Source organism: Nostoc sp. TCL26-01, assembly GCF_013393945.1.
Lineage (GTDB): Bacteria > Cyanobacteriota > Cyanobacteriia > Cyanobacteriales > Nostocaceae > Trichormus.
The window spans coordinates 1120453-1140781 of sequence record NZ_CP040297.1; the positions used below are offsets into that span (position 1 = coordinate 1120453).

Consider the following 20329-nt stretch of genomic DNA (forward strand, 5'->3'; position numbering starts at 1 on the left):
CATAATTCAAATTACGAATTACGAATTAGTTCATTACTCGATTCCAGCAAATTAAATGACCAATTAAGGCTAGCTTCCGAGGTGGTTTTTAAATCACAAATGGTAATTGCTGCATCTGGGATGGGGTTAATTTCTGGCGGCTTAGTTGTTTTGCGTTTAGTCGAAAGCCCCATTTGTTTCAGCAGACGATTAATATGGCGATCGCTAATTTCAATCCCCAGTTCCCCGGCTAAATGTTTACTTAACCATTGAGCAGTCCAATGACTAAAAGCATATCCATAATCACGAGGACTATTACTCACTAATTCTTTCAATCTATCCAAATATTGAGCATTGACAATCTTCGGTCTACCGATAGGACGCTCATTCCATTTGTGAGCTAGACCTGCTTCAGCCAAGCCAATCCAGTAACGCGCCATCTCCTGAGAACAACCCAATATTTCACAGATTTGAGTTTGAGATTTACCCACATCTGCCATCAAGATAATTTCAATTCGACGGCGATATTCTGGCTGTAAATTGCTTTGTAAATGCTTGAGTAAAGTTTTGCGTTGAAAAGGTGTTAAAAATTTGCTTTCGTGAGTTTCATAAAATTCCAAAGTTGGATCTTGGGTAAAAAAGTGAGACATAGTGATTACCAATTGCTATCTAATGTAGAATTTCGACAAGCTTATGTCTTCCAATCAAGAAAGACTCTCATGGCAAGATTACATAGATGCAAAATCAATCAACTTTTGCAAGCTAATTAATTCCTGTTTTATTTGTAAATAGTGCTAATAACTCTCTATAGGAAACTCCTAGTTGATGGTTATTGGCGCTAACGAGAAAAACTCAGCACAACTCAAAGCATCTTCTTACCTATACCCTGCTTACTCAAGCAGGTAGGCTATGCCAAGCGACGATCAGAAAAATCTCAGGGAATTACTATATATATGTGATTTCTCCTAATAAACAGCATTATTTGAGAAAATTAGTTGAGACAACAAATTTTCGTGATTAGACATCAAGAACTTGGCAAACTTCCCTCAAGCTTGGTGTAATGCTGGTATTAGTTAATAATTACAGGAAAGTTAGTGAGACATTAATACTGAATTGGCTACCCTTAATCGTCAGGATGTTACTGAACTGTAGAATACAAGTCCAGAGGTTAAACTCTCAATGTTTAAACGTCAGTTTTGCGAGATTGTAGGAAGTTGAAACCTGTTATACATTGGAGTATAAAAGCATTTTTGTTTGACTTAGCACAAATAAACTATTTGTACCAAGCTAATTCTAGTTTTGTGTTCATCAGCCCAATTTGATGAACCCCTAGCCAATTATAAAGATAAAGTTAACCTAAAAGTGACAGTTATTCAATATGGTGTTTGACACCACTGTTATTCTTTTAAGAATTTTCTGAAATATAGTCAATAGCTTTTATCAGAAAAGGACAATCTTTACAGAATCTTTATGATATCTTGACAAGAAATTAAATATTACTTATTGCTTTCATAAATTTTTGAGTAATTCACGAGTTTTATGCTAGACAAACAACAGTCAAGGAAAATCATTAATTTTACTTTTCCTATTTTAAAAACTAGCTAAAATTGCCTAACTAAGAATAAAAAATTTTAAGTGTACATCTATCTTAAGCATGAAAAGGCATTGGCAGGAAATAGGGGACAGGGAACAGGTAATAGGTAATAGGAAATAAGAAACAGTAGAGACGTTGCATTGCAACGTCTCTATATAATTCATGTTTGTCATGATTAACGTGAAATGGTATGAGTTTTTGTATAAGTACAGACTACGCCAACAGAAATCAAATACTAGTTATATAGGAAGATTTTTGTATTACCAATTACTCATTATCTCTACTTAACGAATTCAGCATACTATTTAACTCAGTCACTAGCCATTGTTGAAACATATTATTTAAAATATCTTGATATCTTTCAGGTGTTAATTCAGCAGAGAATAACTCATCTACCATAAAAATATGATAACCTTGTTGAGTTTGTAGAGGCCCTATTAACTGTTTAGGTGATGCTTTAAATAAAACAGTAGCTATATCCACGGGAAAAGCAAAACGGTAAATTTTACCCTCATAACCGCATTTTTGCCTACGGAGAATATCAACATCATATCGATTAGCCGCCTCATAAAAACTAATTTCACCATCTTCGATTTGATAGTAAATTTCCTGGGCTAGTTTTGGTGAATCAACAATAATTTGATAGAGACTAACTTGCTCGAATGCTCGCTTATTTTCCCGAAAAAAAGCTTCTACCTTGTCCGCAAACAAGACATGAGCTAACTTTTGAGATAATAAGCGATCGCGGATACCCATTTCCCAATCATCAGGAGTTACTAATTGATCTGCTAACCACGCTACTGTATCTGCGGCTTTTTCTAGGCGCTTTTCCCGACGCTGGCGGTTGGCTTCAGCTTCAATCTCTTCTGTGGTGACAATGATCCCTCTTGCCTGTGCTACCTGCCAGATGACCTTTTGAAATAAAATCTTTTGGTATACTTCCTTTACATTCATCTCTTTTTTCAGGAAGTTGACAATTTCTTCTGGTGCAATAAATACGTTGGTCAGATCATTCATCGCTGTACTAGCCAGCAGTTAAGCTGGAGGCTGGAGCCAAAAAGCCAAACATCTAATATATCCACAGAACTCCAGAAACCCAGCAGGATCTAACCATTTCTTAACACATAAAAAACTGGAAGCTATTTAAGTTTGTTAGCTTCCAGCAATTTTAGGAGTCGCTATGTAAATTGCCAATTCATCCAGCAGTAATAATCCTATCTAGGAGGACGAAGATTATTAAGCGGAAAAAAGAAATTTAAGAACTATAAGTTCTAGCAACCATGCTGACAATTAAACTAGGACTATTTCTTTTTTCTCTAACTAATTTTGATTTGGTTCAAGCAATACCAACCAAGGTATAGAAAGTCTATCGCAATTCCCCCAGGATTGAGAGACAAGATAGAAAGAATTGATTCATCAGATTGAAGGAGGCCAGCACACCTACTGATCTTGACTCAAATTCCCAGAACAAAAGATACATAATATTAGAAGTTATATTGTCGATATGGCTGTAGGATTTATTGACTAACCTAAAAAGATAATTGCCGCAGCAACAACAATTATTTCTATAGGTTATGTAGTCAAATGATCATTGATTTTATTTTTGAAAATGAGTTTACTTGGCAATTACCTCTAATCGATTAGCTATCTTTAATTTATAAGATTTACACACAGAACAACTGCCACTTTGGCAGATTTTATTTTTTTCTGATGATGTTATACCACTTCACGTTCATCATGATACACATAAATTATGTATTACTAGAGACGTTGCAATGCAACATCTCTAGTGCTGTTTGTTGTCCTCTTCCTCAATTCTCAAGCATATAAAGACTTAACCCAATGCCATTCTTGTATTAAACCTTCCTTGAGAGAAACTTGTGGCTGATATCCCAGGAATTTTTGCGCTTTTGATACGTCAGCCGCAGTGTGGCGCGCATCTCCCATCGCTTTTTCTATGTGGTTTCTTTTGATTGGCTGACCAACAATTTGTTCCATAGTATCTAAAACTTCAGCCAAAACTACTCTGCTACCACCACCGATGTTAAAAATTTCTCCCACTGCTGCGGGTGCGCTAGCCGCAGCTAAATTTGCCGCTACAGCATCACGTACAAAGGTAAAGTCACGAGTTTGCTGTCCATCACCGTAAACAGGAATCGCTTCATCCTGCAAAACAGATTTGAAAAACTTATGAAACGCCATATCAGGGCGCTGTCTGGGGCCATAAACGGTGAAATAACGCAGGGCGACAAAAGGCACACCAAAATTCTTATGATACAGTCCACACAAACGTTCAGCAGCTAGCTTAGTAATGCCGTAGGGGGAAACTGGTTTGGGTGGAATACCTTCATGGGTGGGTAATGTTTCCGCATCGCCGTAGACACTAGAAGTAGATGCAAACACAAATCGAGTTAATTGTTTAGCATCCTTAGCCGCTTCTAACAAAATTTGCGTAGCATTAATGTTGCGTTCAGTATATGAGCGAAAACCTTGACCCCAGCTCGCTCTCACTCCTGCTTGTGCCGCCTGATGGTAAATTACAGTTACATCTTGAAGAATATTGTGCCAATCTAAAAACTGGATATCTCCCTCAATTAGAGTAAAGTTAGGCGATGATTCTAAATGAGCTATATTCTTGCGTTTTAATGTCGGTTCATAGTAATCGTTAAACTCATCAATACCAATTACATCTTGTCCTTGTTGTAGCAGTGTTTCTGCTAAGTGGGAACCAATAAACCCTGCTGCCCCTGTAACGATAATTTTAGCCATGTTTCCTAATTTTATTGAATATTTTTTAACCCCAACACTCACAGGTTAATACTGTCACTGATGAAACGTCATTATTTTCTAGTTATTTTTATCAAGGTTGGGGAATGGTCAATGGTCATTAGTCATTAGTCATTAGTCATTGGTCATTGGTAAAACTCTTACCCACTACCCACTACCCATTACCCATTACCCATGAAAGGACTTGCATCAGAGTCAAAATTGGGGAAGAATTGATCCGCGAGTAGTGCGATAGCCGAAGGCTTAAGCTTTGCTTATCGCATTCTCGTTTCGTCAGAGACGCAAGAGGGAATCAGTGAAAGTTTTAGTTATCGGTAATGGAGGGCGGGAACACGCTCTAGCATGGAAGTTGTTGCAATCACCGCAAGTTGAGCAAGTCGCCTGTGTTCCAGGTAACGGTGGTACGGCAACTATGGCACGTTGTCAAAATGTGCCTTTGGCGGTGGATGACTTTGCCGGAATTAGTCAATACGCACTAGCTCAGGGGTTTTCTTTGGTGGTGGTGGGGCCAGAAGTACCTTTGGCTCAGGGAATTACTGATTATTTACAAGATCAGGGATTATTGGTATTCGGCCCTACCAGGGCTGGAGCGCAGATTGAAGCGAGTAAGGCTTGGGCAAAAGCGCTGATGCAAGAAGCAGGAATTCCCACTGCTAAGGCTGCGGTATTTACGGAGGCAAAGGCAGCTAAATCTTATGTAAAAAACCAGGGTGCGCCTATAGTGGTCAAGGCGGATGGTTTGGCGGCTGGTAAGGGTGTCATCGTTGCTACCACGATTGAACAAGCAGAAAATGCCATTGATACCATCTTCCAAGGGCAGTTTGGCAGTGCGGGTGAGTTTGTGGTGATTGAAGAGTGTTTAACTGGGCAAGAGGTGTCGGTGTTAGCTTTGACCGATGGGTTAACGATTCGTCCCTTATTGCCAGCACAAGACCATAAGCGGATTGGGGAAGGTGATACAGGAGAGAATACAGGCGGCATGGGAGCCTATGCCCCAGCACCTATCGCTACACCAGAATTGATGGCACGGGTACAAACAGAAGTTTTAGAAAGAGCGATCGCCACTTTAAAATCTAGAGGGATTGACTACCGTGGTGTTCTCTACGCTGGCTTGATGATCACACCCGATGGCAATTTTCAAGTTTTAGAATTTAACTGCCGCTTTGGTGATCCCGAAACCCAGGTAATATTACCCCTACTTGCAACCCCCCTAGAAGAATTGATTCTGGCTTGTGTAGAGCAGCGTCTAGCCGAGTTACCACCTATCGCTTGGCATGGGGGAGCATCAGCCACTGTCGTCGCCGCCTCTGGTGGTTATCCTGGGGCATATACAAAAGGCCAAGTCATTACCGGCATTTCCCAAGCAGAAGCGACAGGGGCAACAGTATTTCATGCCGGCACAAAGTTGAACCAGCAACAACAAATAGTCACAGATGGCGGTAGAGTCTTGAATGTCACGGGAATTGGCGAAAACTTTGAACAAGCGATCGCCCAAGCTTACACTGGAATTAGAGCCATTAACTTTTCCGGCATATATTACCGGAAGGATATTGGTTATAGAGTCAAAACTGCTGGGTAATGGGTATTGGGTATTGGGTATTGGGTATTGGGAGAATGTGGAAAAATAACTAATGTGCTATACCCAATGACTAATGACTATTGACCATTGACTATTGACCAATGACCAATGACTAATGACTAATAGTCAAATTAACTGTTAATTTTTAAGTTGTTGGGGTTGATCAACTGAACTAACAACTTTATTTGCAAATGCTGGCGCTGTTAAAAACAATTCGAGAAGCGATCGCTAATTGGTGGTCAGAATTCACTCTCCAGACTAAACTATTAGCCGCCGCCACTTTGGTGGTATCTCTGGTAATGAGTGGTCTGACCTTTTGGGCAGTGAATACAATTCAGCAAGATGCCCGGATGAATGACACCCGCTTCGGCCGGGATTTGGGGTTGCTACTGGCTGCTAACGTTGCTCCCCTGGTGGCAGATCACAATCTGACGGAAGTAGCCCAATTTTCTCAACGCTTCTACAGCAGCACTTCTAGTGTGCGCTATATGCTCTATGCTGATGACACTGGGAAAATCTTTTTTGGCATTCCCTTTTGGGAACCGGAGGTAGAAAACTCTCTCACCATTGAGCGACGCATCGAGATCCCAGAAGACTACGCCACTAATGGGGAAAAGCCAATGGTACGTCAGCACATGACACCAGATGGGGCGGTGACGGATGTATTTATTCCCCTGATTGTGGATAAAAAATATTTAGGTGTATTAGCGATCGGTATCAACCCCAATCAAACAGCCGTTATCTCTACCAATTTTACCCGTGATGTTACCATTGCTGTATTTATCACCATTTGGGTGATGGTAATTTTGGCAGGAGTAGTTAACGCTTTGACTATTACCAAACCAATCAAGGAACTCTTGGTAGGGGTGAAGCAAATCGCCGCAGGTAACTTTAAGCAGCGCATTGATTTGCCCTTGGGGGGAGAATTAGGAGAGCTAATTCTCAATTTTAATGAGATGGCAGAACGTCTAGAGCGCTACGAAGAACAAAATATTGAAGAACTCACAGCCGAAAAAGCCAAATTAGAAACCTTGGTTTCCACCATCGCTGATGGCGCGGTGTTGATTGACAATAATATGCAGGTGATTTTAGTCAACCCCACCGCCCGCCATATTTTTGGTTGGGATGGTGTTGAGGTGGTGGGTAGTAATGTGTTGTCTCACTTACCCCCAACAGTACAAATGGAAATTGCCAGAACCCTGTATGAAATGGCTACAGGTGAATGTGAAAGTGCTGAGTTTCGCATTCCTTTTAATGAACCCATTAAACGTACAGTCCGCATTCTGTTAACTACAGTCCTCAACTTACAACGAGAAAGCATCAAAGGAATTGCCATCACAGTCCAAGACATCACTCGTGAAGTAGAACTGAATGAAGCGAAAAGCCAATTTATCAGCAACGTTTCCCACGAACTCAGAACACCATTATTTAATATCAAGTCTTTTATTGAAACTTTACACGACTACGGCGAAGACTTGAGTCTAGATGAACGCAGAGAGTTTCTCCAAACCGTCAACCATGAAACCGATCGCCTGACTCGTTTGGTTAACGATGTCCTAGACTTATCTAAACTAGAATCAGGTCGTAGTTATAACTTTGATGGAGTAGACTTAGCCCAAGCGATCGAACAAACACTACGTACCTACCAACTCAACGCTAGAGACAAAGGTATTGAACTCATCCAAGAAGTCTTCCCTAATTTACCACTCATCAAGGGTAATTATGATTTGCTATTGCAAGTCTTAGCTAATCTCGTCGGTAATGCCCTCAAATTTACACCCGCCGGTGGCAAAGTCGCCATTCGTACTTATAAACTAGATGAAAAGCTCCACTCTCCCAATCAATCTCCTCAAGTACGTGTAGAAATCTCCGATACTGGTATTGGCATTGGTTCAGAAGACCAACAAGCAATTTTTGACCGCTTCTTCCGTGTAGAAAACCGAGTTCACACCTTAGAAGGCACTGGATTAGGTTTGTCGATTGTCAGAAATATCATCGAACGGCATCACAGTAAAGTACATCTAGTCAGTGAAATCGGTATAGGTACTACTTTCTGGTTCGATTTAGCAGTGTTTGAAGATGAAGCAGCAAAAAGGGGTGATTAGTCAATAGTCAATAGTCATTGGTCATTGGTCAAAACTCAGCACTCAGCACTCCCTCACTCCCTCACTCAGCACTCAGCACTCAGCACGCGGCTCATCGCCCCGCTTCCGCTAACAGCACTCAGCACTCAGCACTCCCTCACTCCCTCACTCAGCACTCAGCACTGAGATGGTAAATAAAAACAACCAAGCTTTATGGATAAAGCTTGGTTGAGGTAAGATTGTGTGATGTTTAATCTGGAGAATTATTTTGAGGAAATAGGTAGGCGATCGCCGCCCAACCAGATACAGTGAGTAGACTCACCAAAAATGTAGCCATAACTAAGGCAGACATATTCAAAATCGTCAGGATTAAGGGTTTACTAGTCAATGAGAAAAAGCTCTTCTCTGGTTTCTTAGCCCCCGTTAATAATGTGTATGGTGTATATTTTTAAGCTATCAATTAGTTATGACGCAGATACAACCAGATTGTGACAATAGTTTGTTAATTTAACGTGAGTTCGACGGATCTAAAAAACCCCTCTCCAAACCTCTCCCCTGCAAGGAGAGAGGCTTTAAAACCTTTATTTTTCACTGATATTTCTGCTCTTTACTCCCCTCTCCGCGTCGGAGAGCAGGGTGGTTTCATACAAACAGAGAAAAAACAAAACTTTGTTTCAAAGCCTCTCCCCCCGTGGGGGAGAGGTTTGGAGAGGGGTCAAAACTTCTGCTACAAAGCGACAAATCAAGATGTATGTATTTTTCTTTTTTCGTATGAAACCACCCTGCCCTCTCCGCGTCGGAGAGGGGTTGGGGGAGAGGTCAAAAAAGACTTGTCGAACTCACGTTAATTTAGCCCTAACTGTTGCTTTAAAGCTGCCGGCACATTTTTGGCTGTATCTAACCCTTGAATATTTTGCCAGATTGTATTTTCATTCCAGTGAATATCACCCCATTCGTGATCACTGAGGTCAGCATGACTGAAATTAGTCCCACTCAGGTCGGCATTACTCAGATTAGCTCCACTCAGGTCAGCATTACTCAGATTAGCTCCACTGAAGTTTGTGTCACTCAAGTCTGCACCACGGAGGTCTGCACCACTAAAGTTGACATGACTGAGGTTGGCATAACTCATATCTGTGTGACTTAAGAAACTGTAACTTAAATTTGCACCACTGATGTCTGCATGACCAAAGTATGCTTGAAAAATGTAAGCATGGCTGAGATTAGCATTTCTAAACCGGGTTTGGAAGAGAGTCGCGCCACAAAGATTGGCTGCATTCAGGTTAGCGTTACTTAGGTCTACATTACTGAAATCTGTATCGGTAAGATTAGCGCCTGGCAAGTTAACTCCAACCAGAAACTGTCCCACTAGACGATTAAAAGTTTCCAGTCGGATAGAATCACTGTAATTAATTATAGGGCGCAGTTTGTCTGTCCAAGAATTTTCTTTTGGTTGGCCTGATGGATAAAAAATTATCTGATTTTGAAGATGATCTTGCGCTTGAGCATAACGGTGTAACTCTAATAGTAAAATGATCACATTTAATCCTGTAAAAATATCGATCTCTCGCTGACCTAGACCTTTAATTCCATACCTTTGTAACTGTCGTAGTTTCTTTTGGGGTAAAGTTTCGTCAGCAGAGTCGATAAATTTTCCTCGACTCCATTGCCGATGGAAAGTTTCTAATCTTGTGTATAATTCCACCCAGGGAAAATCTTGACTTGCAGTTAATAAACCCATTAAATAATCGACAATTTCCTGTGTTAAGCCACCGTAACCGAGTAAATCATAGATTTCCCAATTCATCAAATCTTCGGCAATAATTGCTACTCTGCCTTCATCAGCATCATAGTATTGTGTCCAAGCTTTGAAACGGGTTTTTAGACGTTCAGCAAAGAGGAATTTACTAAATCTTTGATGGAAAAACTCAACTCCTTCTACTGGTGTGTTGCTAGCATGAATACACAAGGTTGCTAAGGTTTGTTTGAGTGATTTATTCAGCAACTTCTGTTTGAGTATTTCCTCTGTTGATAAACGTGCTTCTAACATTGACATAGCAGCAGATTTATTACCTGACTGTACAACACAGATAGCTGCCTCTGCCAGCAGACGTTTTACAGCTTCGGGTTGATGTTTAGTAAAATCATGGTTTAAATGAGAGTGATTTAATTCTAACTCTGATTTGCTGATTAACCAGTGTATAGCTTGTTGGTAAATGTTGATTTTAGCTGTAGTTTCATCTTTGGCTAAACCTAACTGATGAATATCTAATTTGCCATCTTGATACATTGCTGCTAACAAGTACAAAAATGGTGGCTCTTGAGCTAATTTATTAACTGCATCGGCTAGGTGATGACTGAGCAAAAACTGCAAAAAGTTTGGCTCTTTGCCTTGATGGGTTGGTAATGCTGTCCATTTATTTAACCATTGCTGTTGGAGTTGTGCATCTAAAGGGACAATCTCGACTCGTGCTAAATTATCTGGAAATTCAGCGATATGTTGTAGAGCGATCGCTCCACCAGTTATCATAACTCTATGTCCCATCTCTGGGTTATTTGTGCATATTTGTTGAAACTCTGCTACTTGTTGGATAAATGCTGCTAAATTGATGTTGTGCGGCAATTCATCACATCCATCTAAGATAAATAAAAACCGAGTGTGGGGATTAGTTAACCAATTCTCATCATTTTGAATCAAGCCAAACTGTAATTTTGCTTGGATAATATCTAGCAAGCTTGTTGCACTAGTATCTATATCTCTGAAGTGAATTAAAATAGGTGTCCAAATTGGATGTAACTGTCGCCATACTGTATAAGCAAACATCCGGCAAAAAACACTTTTACCTCTACCTGTATTGCCTTGAATAAAAATTACCTTATCTAAGTTATCTGGATTCAACAGTATGGTTTTTACCCAGGTTTCTAGATTAAATATCTCACCACTCGCATCTACAAGCTTGGCTTTTGGAGGTATATAGATATCTTTAATCGCAAACTTTTCGACAAAAACCAATTCAAAAGGCTTGGGTGCAATATCAGTCTTTAAATATTTATCAATACTTTGAACTTTATCCTGTTCTCTTTGCCAATTTGGCAAGTCATTAAGACTGAAATCCTTAATGATTTCCTCTGCTGCCAACCAGGATTTTATCATATAATTATGAGTATTCTAGGCAATTCTTTGTGTTAATAGCTTGGCTAAGGATTTACTGATATTGGCAGAGGCTAATCTTGCTAGTAAAACTTGATTAAAAGCTGTGGCTAAAGGTGATATTTGAAAACCATTGAGCGCTTGAATTGCTCTATCCCTATCTAATTCAAGCTGATTGAGTTTTTGTAGTTGTTGAGTGACTAAATCAGTAATCTGAGATTTGGCATCCCAATTTACATGGCTATGTATTTTTAAAATCTCTTTGGTGCTTTCCAAATAAGCCACTTGGCTCATGATAAAAACACAGTCTTCTAAAGACAGTGGTTGCTTATATATATCATGAGCAAACTTTAATAAAGCAATACCAATTGGCATAAATGGCAAATCTGCGCCTACTATCTGCGCCATCGGTAGACACAGCACATCTAACAAAGATGATGAATTTTGCAGTACAGATTTTAAGACTTTTATACTAGCATCCTGTTCTTGAAGAGTCTTAGCGGCGATGAAAACTGCTTGACCAGTTTCAATTGTTGTGTCTAAACTCTCTGGTAGGGAGAATAATTGCTGGAATTGCTGCCAAATTTGCGATAAGCGCTGGCTCATTCGCTCACACCTGTATAATTGCTGTTTGTTTAGAGCCTAGCGTAACATTTAAGCAGTCGCGCAAACTACATTATCGAACAGAATTCAGCATTAGTAGGTTGAGTGGAGGCTTTGCGTAACCCAACATGATGTGAGGAAGAACATGAATGTAGAGACGTTCCAGTGCAACGTCTTTACAAGGATTTTGAGCTAAGTCTTCAATTTTGAATTAATAATTTTGAATTTTGAATTCCCCAAAGGGGTTGACGTAAGGAAACCCAACACCAACATTCATACTGAGTTTTTGAGATCCATGTTGGGTTTCGCTATGGCTCAACCCAACCTACTTTATACCAATTTCCTTTAAATGTGAAACAGTAGAGACGTTGCATTGCAACGTCTCTACATAATTCATGTGTATCATGATTAACGTGAAATGGTATTACCAGCAAATACTCATTAACTCATTGAAAGCCTTTTGCCACCTTTTTTTGCCCTTTCCCTTTAGGCTTAGACTTACTAACTTCTGCCACAGCTGCTTGGAATAAATCATGCAAATGGACAGGAACACTGGCGATATCTGGTAAATCTGGCTCGATAGGTTTATTGTACTCTTGCAAGAGATGATTTAAGTCATTAGTTAAGGAAAATTCTGGACGTTGTAGCACAGTTTGCAATACTTTTTCTAGTGAATGAGGATACTGTTCAGCTAACCGATGCCAAATAAAAGCATTAATACTTTTATCTTCCAGATAATAACGAATTAATTTTTCTGCACCATCAACGCTTTGCCAATCTTCTACTGCTAACAGAGATTGCACTTTACTATAAGTTGGTAAAAACATCTGTCCCCAACGGGGATGAGAAATAGCGGTGACTTGTTCGGCTTTTTTCAATTCAGCAGGTAAATCTACCTTGGGCATCACCATTTTAGTATTGCCATTTTTATCATGCAAAATTTGAGAAACTAATTTAGTATCAGCACCCATTTCCTCTACTGCGGCTTGAATTTCCGCTTCATCAACCCCAGCTTCGGATGCTAACTCAGTCAAGGATTTTGTCTGATCAATACCTAAATCCGCCAAGCGTTTCTCTGTGATTAATTCTTGAAATTCAGCAATTTTTTTATTTAGTTGATATCCAGGCAACGTAATTTCATCACTGCCGAAAAAGTCCATAAAATCTTGATGATATTGTCCTACTGATTGCCAAGCAGCCTCCAATAAATCTGGAGCATCACTATAAAGCTGACTTCTATAGTTTTCTTTAAAATTACCGATGGCTACAGCTAGTTTTGGTTTACCTAATTTACCAAGGAGTGTGTAGGGACTAGAAACTATCCAGTAGGTATGAGTGACAGGAGAAATGCGAGTTAGGATAATTTCTCCTAATTTTAACTTAGCAATTGCTTGTGATCTTTGGGGATGATTCGGTTTAACAATATAAGATTTGTTGGTTAACCAGTTCAATAACTCTAAGCCATCGGGGAGAATTTGGTTAATAGCAAATAACCCCATAAAACTCCGATGCCAGCTATTGAGTAAATTTGTATCGCTCTCATTTAAATCAGCTTGACTGGCAATAAACAAATCTATTGGAGAATGATCACCAACTTTCCCTTCCACAAGAAAACTATCAATAATTAAGTCTTGCTGTGTACTATTGCCATTACTACCACGTAACCGTTCTGCGGCATAAGTTTCTAACGCTTGTGCTAGTTCACCTTCTGCATCCAGCACAAAATCGAGTAAAGCTTGTTTGAGAATGTGCGATCGCTCTAATATATCATCCACAGCTATATCTTTTGGTACAACAGTTGTAGATTAAGGCTTGCGAGAAAATTATCACATCTAGCAATAGCTAGATTTCCCCAAATCTACACTGAGGAGGTTGACTTAGCAACTGCTTTTACAATAGATACAAGACATGACACAAGGTCAAAACAAATGGTTGCAACTCCCAGCTATAGCTATATTTCTCCAGAAGACTATCTCCAAGGTGAAGAAACTAGTCCCATTAAGCACGAATATCGCCAGGGTGAAGCTTACGCAATGGCTGGGGCTAGTAATATTCATGTGATCATTGCCGGCAATATGTTTGCTATGCTGAGAAATAAGTTACGGGGTAGTGGATGTCAAGCTTACATCTCCGACACTAAGGCGCAGATTGAATCATTGAATACCTACTACTATCCTGATGTGATAGTTAGCTGTGACGAACGGGATAGAGCATTTAGTAACTTTCTCCGTTACCCTTGCTTAATTATAGAAGTTGTATCTCCCAGCACAGAAGCCTTTGACAGGGGAGACAAATTTGCTGACTACAGAGAAATGGCATCGTTGCAAGAATATGTGCTGGTAAGTCAGACTCGCCAGCGTATCGAGTGTTTCCGCCGTAACCAAGATGGGCAATGGGTACTTTATACTTACAGAGAAGGACAAGAAGTATCTTTAGCTAGTATAGATTTTCAGTGTGCGATCGCTGAAGTATACGAAGATGTCAACTTTGAATTACCCCAGCCGCAAAACATAGAGGAAATCGCAAAATAAATCTTAAAACTTAGCGAGTTAACTCTGTCACAATTTAACCTCTATAAAGGTAGCTTAGTATTGACTGAGAAAACCGCGAGGTGTGAGTTTATGACCAGTGTGATTCAATCCCCTTACAGTAGCGAACAGATTGCCGCTTGGTTACGTGGACTATTAACAATAGCTTGGGCAGATGGTAACTTTGATGAGCAAGAAAAGCAACTTATAGCCAGTATTACTCAAGATGAACTCGCCCCCAATGTGGCATGGGATTCTTTGGAAGTCATCACACCAGAAGAATTAGCTGCTGTTTTGGGTAAAAATACACCAACTGCGGAAAACTTCTTGCGTACAGCAGTGATGGTAGCGATCGCTGATGGTACATATTCTTCCAGCGAAGATCAAGTACTCCATCAATTATGTCAAGCGCTAGGGGAACCAGAAGATATATTATCAGCCCTACGTCAAACTTTAACAGATCCACAACCACTCAATCCCGCCCTAGCCGCACCCAAAGCCCCCGCAGCCGATGTACTTGATCCTCTCCGCGACTGGTTAGATGAATTAGACATTCAAGACCCCAGAGTCGCCCGCTTTTTATGTAAAATGATTCCCTCTCAATGTCCCTTTGAACGAGATGTCACCCTATTTGGACGCAAAATCGTTCATATTCCCCCACTATGTAAAATTAACCCACTCTATGAACAACTTGTAGGCATCCGTTTCCGCGCCCTCTCCTATTTAGCAGATGAATGCAAAGAGGATGTGTCGCCATATATTTAAGTTTTGATAATGTCTTACTTCTTGATGGGGACTCTCAGCATCAGCGCACCCACCCAGTCTGATGTCGGCCCGACGGGAAAATTCACATGGCACAGCGCACACTCTGCCCTAAAATTACTTAAGGGGATAGAGCGTCGATAGTACTACGCCTTAACAGCCCAAATCTCCTTACCTGATGCTTTTGAGGCACTTTTGGGTGAAAATATAGGTCAAGAAATGGCAAGGGTTCTGGACAATATCTTCCAAACATTGAATGTTGAGGAAACCTTACTGGAAGAAGGGGGGTCTGCACCGGAACAAATTCAGGGACGGCAGAGAGTACATGATAGATTGCTAGCACTTGGCAACGCAGACATCATCCAAACTATATTAAATGACCTGGCACCGATCTGGTCAGAACCTGATGAGGAAGGAGTGGCATTCTTGAGCAGCTTTACGTTTTAAAGCGACCTTGGGAGGGGCATTACTGGATGCTTGCGGACAATTGTGTCCTCATTTTGACTTGGGCGATCTGATTTTAGATATCGATCCTGGCCCGCGTCCACCAGATGCACCTGCTATTTCTGAGGGAGTAGAAGAAATTTGGATCACTGAATCTACGATTGGTGGCGGCGGGGTGATTGAGGAAATCTTGAGGCGCTATGCTGCTGATACCATTTCACTAAAAAAATGATAGATATAAAACAGGAATAAATATGAGCAGAAATTCATGGCTGGAGTCACTAGAGTAAAAATAAAAGAGTCATACCAATTCACTAAAAATTTGATCCAGATCCAAACACGGAAACCCTTGTAAAATCAGAGTTTCTTAATTTTGAATTTTGAATTTTGAATTGATATGACGCGGTTATTGGAGTTAACCCAAACTAGTGCAGATGTTGCCGATGCAATGGCAGATGTGCGGTTCGCCGCAGGACATGGTGAATTAAAACAAGCTAGCTCGCCTCCGCAAAGTCCTTTCCTCTGAGGGGATTTTGGTAACGCATCTGGTGATGACTGCAATTAACGCACGCATTTTGCGTCCTGGAAGTACTCCAGAAACGGATAAACTGCTGCTGGATTTGATTCGTTTGTGGCATCAGGAAGAAGCGCGTTTAGGTATCGAAATTGATGCCAGGGTGTTTGCCCATGTCGCCAGCAACTATGATCAATTGGATCGGGCGTTATTGCATCTTGGTTTAGTGCAGCCTAATCCCTATTGGCGGTTTCAAGTGATTTATGGGTTGTTGTGGGCGAGAGGAAATATAGTGCGTTCACGAAGTGTCCGCTCTGCGGATTGTAGATGCTTTACGCAATCGCACCCACCCATACCGCTATAATCATCGATTAATTGAGGCACAATAGAACCAAAGGCACTGTGAACACACAATGACTACTCAATTGATGATTCAACCCTCATCCTTAATGTCTTCTGGTATCAGGATGAGCGAATTCGGTGACATTTATCTATTTAAATTTACCGATGAGCTACAGTCTCGCTTTGAAGAACTGTTAGAGAAGAAAAAAGCTGATACGCTCACTTCTGAAGAAGAAGCTGAATATGTAGGCATCTCCGAATTAGAGCGGATCTTTACCTTGATTAACGCTCAACTAGCGGCGAAAAGTAAATGGTGTCCGAACAAACTCGAAGACTTGTAAGAAAACGAGCTGAGTATCTCTGCGAATACTGCCACTCTCCAGAATACTTGAGTCCAGACCGTTTTACCATTGACCATATCATACCGCAGTCTTTGGGTGGCTCTGATGAACTGGATAATTTGGCGTTAGCTTGTCATCGCTGTAATGAGCGTCACTATAATTTTACAGTAGGTACTGATCCCAAAACCCAAGAACAAGTCCCTCTATTTCATCCCCGTCAACAACAATGGTCTGAGCATTTTATTTGGACAAAAGACGGGACAAAAATTGTCGGTACAACTCCTACAGGGAGAGCTACTAGCGATCGCTTTGACTTCAATGATGAACGTCGGGATGAGCCTTCGATTCAAGTGGCTCGTCGTTTTTGGGTAGAAGCGGGTTGGCATCCACCTCAGTCAGATCCACGTCAAGAATAAGAAAAAATGCCTTCCCGCTATATTCACTCCCGCCTAAGTTCCCGCCAAATCCCTGACTTACTCCAAACAATCTTCGTCGCCGAACTTATCACCCCCAGCCAATGCGTGTGGCTTGTTTCCCCGTGGATATCTGACATCCCTGTTATCGATAATACCGCCAACACCTTCTTGTGCTTATTTCAGGATTGTTTATTACCCACTCTAATATACTAATACCAATTCACTAAAAATCTGATACAGATCCAAACACGGAAACCCTTGTAGAACAAGGCTTTCTTAATTTTGAATTTTGAATTTTGAATTGGTATAACTATGTGATATTCAAAAGCGATGACTAATGCTAGCAATGCAGATATCCGCCACTTCCTAAAGCAGTTTTTTGGCACTGACAACAAATTTGACCTTGGCAAGATTGAACGTGGCGAAGGAAAACAAGCCAAAATCCGTCCTTGGGTCGAGTTGTTGACCAAAGGCGAACCTCAGCCAACAATACTTCCCTGCTGGCGTTCCTCAATATTCGGGATATAGAGATGACCGTCATTCAGCAATCGTGCAACATCTCCAAAAGTGATGTTGGCAACATAACTTATTTGTGTACCCAGAGAACCGCGCTGTACGGGAACGCCTTTTATAACGAGTTCAAATATTATTTTTATAGTGAATTTTCATTGTCGTGCAAGAGGTTTATTGCCTATTGCAAGAGCGCCTATTGGCTACCTACGCAAATTATTTCAGTAATCAAATCGGATTCTTATAGCTGATTAAAAACTTATAATAGATAACTCACAACTCAGCACTCACTACTCATGCAATTTATCGACCAAGCATCAATTGAAGTAGAAGCAGGTAAAGGTGGCGATGGTATCGTCGCTTTCCGGCGAGAAAAATATGTACCCGCAGGTGGCCCCTCTGGCGGTAATGGTGGACGTGGTGGTTCAGTGATTTTCGTCGCTGTGGAAAACCTGCAAACCTTGTTAGACTTCCGCTACAACCATATATTTAAAGCTGAAAATGGTGGACGTGGCGGCCCTAACAATTGCACTGGTGCTTCTGGTAAAGATTTAATCATCGAAGTTCCTTGTGGAACAGCTATTTATGATGCAGAGACAGGAGATTTATTGGGTGATTTAACCGCACCCAACCAAAGACTAATCATTGCCCAAGGTGGTAAAGGTGGTTTAGGGAACCAACACTTTTTAAGCAACCGTAACCGCGCCCCAGAATATGCTTTACCAGGATTACCGGGAGACAGAAAATTACTCCGTCTAGAATTGAAACTCTTGGCAGAAGTGGGAATTATTGGTTTACCCAACGCTGGTAAATCAACTCTAATATCATCTTTATCCGCCGCACGTCCCAAAATTGCTGACTATCCCTTCACAACCTTAATACCCAATTTAGGTGTAGTCCGCAAACCCACAGGAGATGGTACAGTATTCGCGGATATCCCTGGACTCATCGAAGGCGCAGCCGAAGGTGCAGGACTAGGACATGATTTTTTACGCCACATTGAACGGACACGAGTATTACTGCATTTAATTGACGCTACCAGCGATGATATCATCAGAGACTACAATACGATTCAGCAAGAATTACAAGCTTACGATCGCGGTTTAACGGAAAAAATGCAGATTTTAGCCCTCAATAAAATAGATGCAGTTGACAGAGAAACTGTAGATTTAGAAGCGCTAGCAACCCAATTAAATCATCTTTCCTACGCTCCAGTTTTCTTAATTTCTGCTGTGACACGCACAGGTTTAGAGCCTATGTTACAAGAACTGTGGGGACTCCTCGATCAAATCAATGCCCTGGAAGCAGCAGAGGTGCTGAGTTAAAGCCCAAAATCCTTGTAGAGACGTTGCACTGCAACGTCTCTACATTCATTTTCAGCACTGCAACGTCTCTACATTCATTTGCAGAGATTTCTATTACCCATTACCCATTACCCATTCCCTCTACCAATCTTTCTATATGTATAGCTTGGTGAGTTGCCATTAAAGATATTCTCATGCGACTTGTTGGTACTGTGGGGGGTCGAATTGCTGGTGCAAAAATACCTGCTGCTTGCAGTCCCTGACTAATTTGCAATGCTTCAGCTGCACTGGGCAATTGAAAACATAATATAGGCGACTCGGAGGGTAATAATTTCAGATTTGGTAACTTGTATAACAGTTTTTTTAAATAATCTATGTTTTTCCACAACTGGACACGGCGTTGTGGTTCTTCTTTAACTATGCTGATTGCAGCCAAAGCTGCAGCTGTGTCGGCGGGTGATAGGGCTGTGGTATAAATCCAACTAGGGGCGCGATTCCGCAAATAGTCAATTAATGTGGCACTTCCGGCTACATACCCACCTAAACTACCAAGGGCTTTACTCAAAGTCCCAATTTGAATTAAGTTTCTCCCCGTACATCCGAAATGTTCCACACATCCAGCACCAGTTTGACCCATTACCCCAGTAGCATGAGCTTCATCAACCAGCAGCATACAGCTAAACTCATCGGCTAAATCTAAGAGTGCTGGTAAAGGACATAAATCGCCGTCCATGCTGAAAACACTATCAGTGAGAATCAAACATCGGCGGTAGTTTGGTCGTTGCTGGAGTAATATAGCTTGCAGTTCTTTTACCTGACAGTGAGCATATTCAATGACCGTCGCCCCACTGAGAATTGCCCCATTTTTCAGACTGGAATGATTGTATTGGTCAGACAGAATTAAATCTCGCTTACCAACTAAAGAGGCGATCGCTCCCACATTAGCCAAATACCCAGAACTAAATACTAGCGCGTCTTCTGTCTGTTTGAGAGCAGCGATCGCCTGTTCTAATTCTCTGTGTAATTCTCGATGTCCACTGAGTAACCGAGAACCAGTACTTCCCGTACCAAACTCTTGGGTAGCAGCCACCGCCGCCCCAATTAAGCGTTCATCCCCAGCCAATCCCAGATAATCATTACTGGCAAAATTAATTACCTCCCGTCCAGCTAATTGGACAGTCGCACCAGAACGACCATCAATAGCTTGCACCGAACGATACCAATCAGCCCGACGGATAGTTATCAAGGATTTCATTAACCAATCATAGGGATTGGGTAATGGGGAGTGGGGAGTGGGGAGTGGGGGGAGATGAGGGGACAAGGAGAGTAACGAAGGATAAAAATTACCACTGACTAATGACTATTGACTAATGACTATTGACTAATGACTA

The 20329-nt window shown here is 41.1% G+C and carries 20 protein-coding genes; 13 read left to right on the forward strand and 7 right to left on the reverse strand.

Features of this window, described 5'->3' with window-relative positions; all coding sequences use genetic code 11:
* Positions 1-11: 11 nt before the first annotated feature.
* The 3 genes from FD725_RS04670 to FD725_RS04680 all read right to left on the reverse strand — a co-directional run bounded on the left by FD725_RS04670 (position 12) and on the right by FD725_RS04680 (position 4342).
* The gene (locus tag FD725_RS04670) at positions 12-629 is read right to left on the reverse strand and encodes a helix-turn-helix domain-containing protein (protein WP_179047050.1); all 618 of its coding nucleotides are present in this window, start codon (positions 627-629) and stop codon (positions 12-14) included.
* A 1211-nt stretch (positions 630-1840) separates the two neighbouring features.
* Positions 1841-2590 (reverse strand): peptidylprolyl isomerase, encoded by a 750-nt coding sequence (locus tag FD725_RS04675; RefSeq protein WP_179047051.1) that lies wholly within the window; start codon positions 2588-2590, stop codon positions 1841-1843.
* 801 nt (positions 2591-3391) lie between these two features.
* On the reverse strand, positions 3392-4342 hold the full coding sequence (locus FD725_RS04680; protein WP_179047052.1) for an NAD-dependent epimerase/dehydratase family protein: 951 nt from the start codon (positions 4340-4342) through the stop codon (positions 3392-3394).
* Between the two features lie 313 nt (positions 4343-4655).
* On the opposite strand from FD725_RS04680, the gene purD reads away from it, so the two are divergent.
* Together purD and nblS are read left to right on the forward strand one after the other, a co-directional pair.
* Entirely contained in the window at positions 4656-5939 is a 1284-nt protein-coding gene (gene purD, locus FD725_RS04685) for a phosphoribosylamine--glycine ligase (RefSeq protein ID WP_179047053.1), read from the forward strand.
* A 191-nt stretch (positions 5940-6130) separates the two neighbouring features.
* On the forward strand, positions 6131-8044 hold the full coding sequence (gene nblS, locus FD725_RS04690; protein WP_179047054.1) for a two-component system sensor histidine kinase NblS: 1914 nt from the start codon (positions 6131-6133) through the stop codon (positions 8042-8044).
* A gap of 823 nt (positions 8045-8867) precedes the next feature.
* Here the strand turns inward: nblS and FD725_RS04695 are convergent.
* The 3 genes from FD725_RS04695 to FD725_RS04700 form a co-directional block, all read right to left on the reverse strand.
* A complete protein-coding gene (locus FD725_RS04695; protein ID WP_256871847.1) occupies positions 8868-11177 on the reverse strand; it encodes a pentapeptide repeat-containing protein in 2310 nt (769 codons plus the stop codon).
* A 15-nt stretch (positions 11178-11192) separates the two neighbouring features.
* A complete protein-coding gene (locus tag FD725_RS32300; RefSeq protein WP_256871848.1) occupies positions 11193-11780 on the reverse strand; it encodes a hypothetical protein in 588 nt (195 codons plus the stop codon).
* A gap of 443 nt (positions 11781-12223) precedes the next feature.
* Positions 12224-13552, reverse strand: coding sequence for a hypothetical protein (locus tag FD725_RS04700; RefSeq protein ID WP_179047055.1), 1329 nt, complete (start codon positions 13550-13552; stop codon positions 12224-12226).
* Positions 13553-13705: 153 nt separating this feature from the next.
* Here FD725_RS04700 and FD725_RS04705 point away from each other — a divergent pair, with 153 nt between their 5' ends.
* The 11 genes from FD725_RS04705 (at position 13706) to obgE (ending at position 18959) form a co-directional block, all read left to right on the forward strand.
* Positions 13706-14308: a Uma2 family endonuclease gene (locus FD725_RS04705; RefSeq protein ID WP_179047056.1), complete on the forward strand. Its 603-nt coding sequence runs from the start codon at positions 13706-13708 to the stop codon at positions 14306-14308.
* A gap of 90 nt (positions 14309-14398) precedes the next feature.
* Positions 14399-15070: a Mo-dependent nitrogenase C-terminal domain-containing protein gene (locus tag FD725_RS04710; protein WP_179047057.1), complete on the forward strand. Its 672-nt coding sequence runs from the start codon at positions 14399-14401 to the stop codon at positions 15068-15070.
* A gap of 9 nt (positions 15071-15079) precedes the next feature.
* Positions 15080-15211: a hypothetical protein gene (locus FD725_RS32305; RefSeq protein ID WP_256871849.1), complete on the forward strand. Its 132-nt coding sequence runs from the start codon at positions 15080-15082 to the stop codon at positions 15209-15211.
* A 51-nt stretch (positions 15212-15262) separates the two neighbouring features.
* Entirely contained in the window at positions 15263-15514 is a 252-nt protein-coding gene (locus FD725_RS04715) for a hypothetical protein (protein WP_179047058.1), read from the forward strand.
* Between the two features lie 7 nt (positions 15515-15521).
* Complete coding sequence (locus FD725_RS04720) at positions 15522-15743, forward strand: hypothetical protein (protein ID WP_179047059.1); 222 nt, start codon at positions 15522-15524, stop codon at positions 15741-15743.
* Between the two features lie 165 nt (positions 15744-15908).
* On the forward strand, positions 15909-16037 hold the full coding sequence (locus tag FD725_RS32310) for a hypothetical protein (RefSeq protein WP_256871850.1): 129 nt from the start codon (positions 15909-15911) through the stop codon (positions 16035-16037).
* 25 nt (positions 16038-16062) lie between these two features.
* Positions 16063-16389, forward strand: coding sequence for a hypothetical protein (locus FD725_RS04725; protein ID WP_179047060.1), 327 nt, complete (start codon positions 16063-16065; stop codon positions 16387-16389).
* Between the two features lie 49 nt (positions 16390-16438).
* Positions 16439-16708 carry a hypothetical protein gene (locus FD725_RS04730; RefSeq protein WP_179047061.1) on the forward strand — a complete coding sequence of 90 codons (270 nt, stop codon included), beginning with the start codon at positions 16439-16441 and terminating at the stop codon, positions 16706-16708.
* Positions 16678-17124 carry an HNH endonuclease gene (locus tag FD725_RS04735; RefSeq protein WP_179047062.1) on the forward strand — a complete coding sequence of 149 codons (447 nt, stop codon included), beginning with the start codon at positions 16678-16680 and terminating at the stop codon, positions 17122-17124. The genes FD725_RS04730 and FD725_RS04735 overlap by 31 nt, the downstream gene beginning before the upstream one ends.
* Before the next feature lie 330 nt (positions 17125-17454).
* Positions 17455-17652: a hypothetical protein gene (locus FD725_RS04740; RefSeq protein ID WP_179047063.1), complete on the forward strand. Its 198-nt coding sequence runs from the start codon at positions 17455-17457 to the stop codon at positions 17650-17652.
* Between the two features lie 278 nt (positions 17653-17930).
* Positions 17931-18959, forward strand: a complete 1029-nt coding sequence (gene obgE / locus FD725_RS04745; RefSeq protein ID WP_179047064.1) for a GTPase ObgE — start codon at positions 17931-17933, stop codon at positions 18957-18959.
* Positions 18960-19059: 100 nt separating this feature from the next.
* On the opposite strand, the gene bioF is transcribed toward obgE, so the two are convergent.
* Complete coding sequence (bioF, locus tag FD725_RS04750; RefSeq protein WP_179047065.1) at positions 19060-20193, reverse strand: 8-amino-7-oxononanoate synthase; 1134 nt, start codon at positions 20191-20193, stop codon at positions 19060-19062.
* Between the last annotated feature and the right edge of the window lie 136 nt (positions 20194-20329).

Coding starts and splice junctions, on each gene's coding strand:
- FD725_RS04740 (WP_179047063.1), top strand. CDS start 17,455: ATGACTAATGCTAGCAATGCAGATATCCGCCACTTCCTAAAGCAGTTT.
- FD725_RS04705 (WP_179047056.1), top strand. CDS start 13,706: ATGGTTGCAACTCCCAGCTATAGCTATATTTCTCCAGAAGACTATCTC.
- obgE (WP_179047064.1), top strand. CDS start 17,931: ATGCAATTTATCGACCAAGCATCAATTGAAGTAGAAGCAGGTAAAGGT.
- FD725_RS32300 (WP_256871848.1), bottom strand. CDS start 11,780: ATGAGCCAGCGCTTATCGCAAATTTGGCAGCAATTCCAGCAATTATTC.
- bioF (WP_179047065.1), bottom strand. CDS start 20,193: ATGAAATCCTTGATAACTATCCGTCGGGCTGATTGGTATCGTTCGGTG.
- FD725_RS04710 (WP_179047057.1), top strand. CDS start 14,399: ATGACCAGTGTGATTCAATCCCCTTACAGTAGCGAACAGATTGCCGCT.
- FD725_RS04680 (WP_179047052.1), bottom strand. CDS start 4,342: ATGGCTAAAATTATCGTTACAGGGGCAGCAGGGTTTATTGGTTCCCAC.
- FD725_RS32310 (WP_256871850.1), top strand. CDS start 15,909: ATGACGCGGTTATTGGAGTTAACCCAAACTAGTGCAGATGTTGCCGAT.
- FD725_RS04695 (WP_256871847.1), bottom strand. CDS start 11,177: ATGATAAAATCCTGGTTGGCAGCAGAGGAAATCATTAAGGATTTCAGT.
- FD725_RS04735 (WP_179047062.1), top strand. CDS start 16,678: ATGGTGTCCGAACAAACTCGAAGACTTGTAAGAAAACGAGCTGAGTAT.
- FD725_RS04670 (WP_179047050.1), bottom strand. CDS start 629: ATGTCTCACTTTTTTACCCAAGATCCAACTTTGGAATTTTATGAAACT.
- FD725_RS04725 (WP_179047060.1), top strand. CDS start 16,063: ATGACTGCAATTAACGCACGCATTTTGCGTCCTGGAAGTACTCCAGAA.
- FD725_RS04730 (WP_179047061.1), top strand. CDS start 16,439: ATGACTACTCAATTGATGATTCAACCCTCATCCTTAATGTCTTCTGGT.
- FD725_RS32305 (WP_256871849.1), top strand. CDS start 15,080: ATGTCTTACTTCTTGATGGGGACTCTCAGCATCAGCGCACCCACCCAG.
- nblS (WP_179047054.1), top strand. CDS start 6,131: ATGCTGGCGCTGTTAAAAACAATTCGAGAAGCGATCGCTAATTGGTGG.
- FD725_RS04675 (WP_179047051.1), bottom strand. CDS start 2,590: ATGAATGATCTGACCAACGTATTTATTGCACCAGAAGAAATTGTCAAC.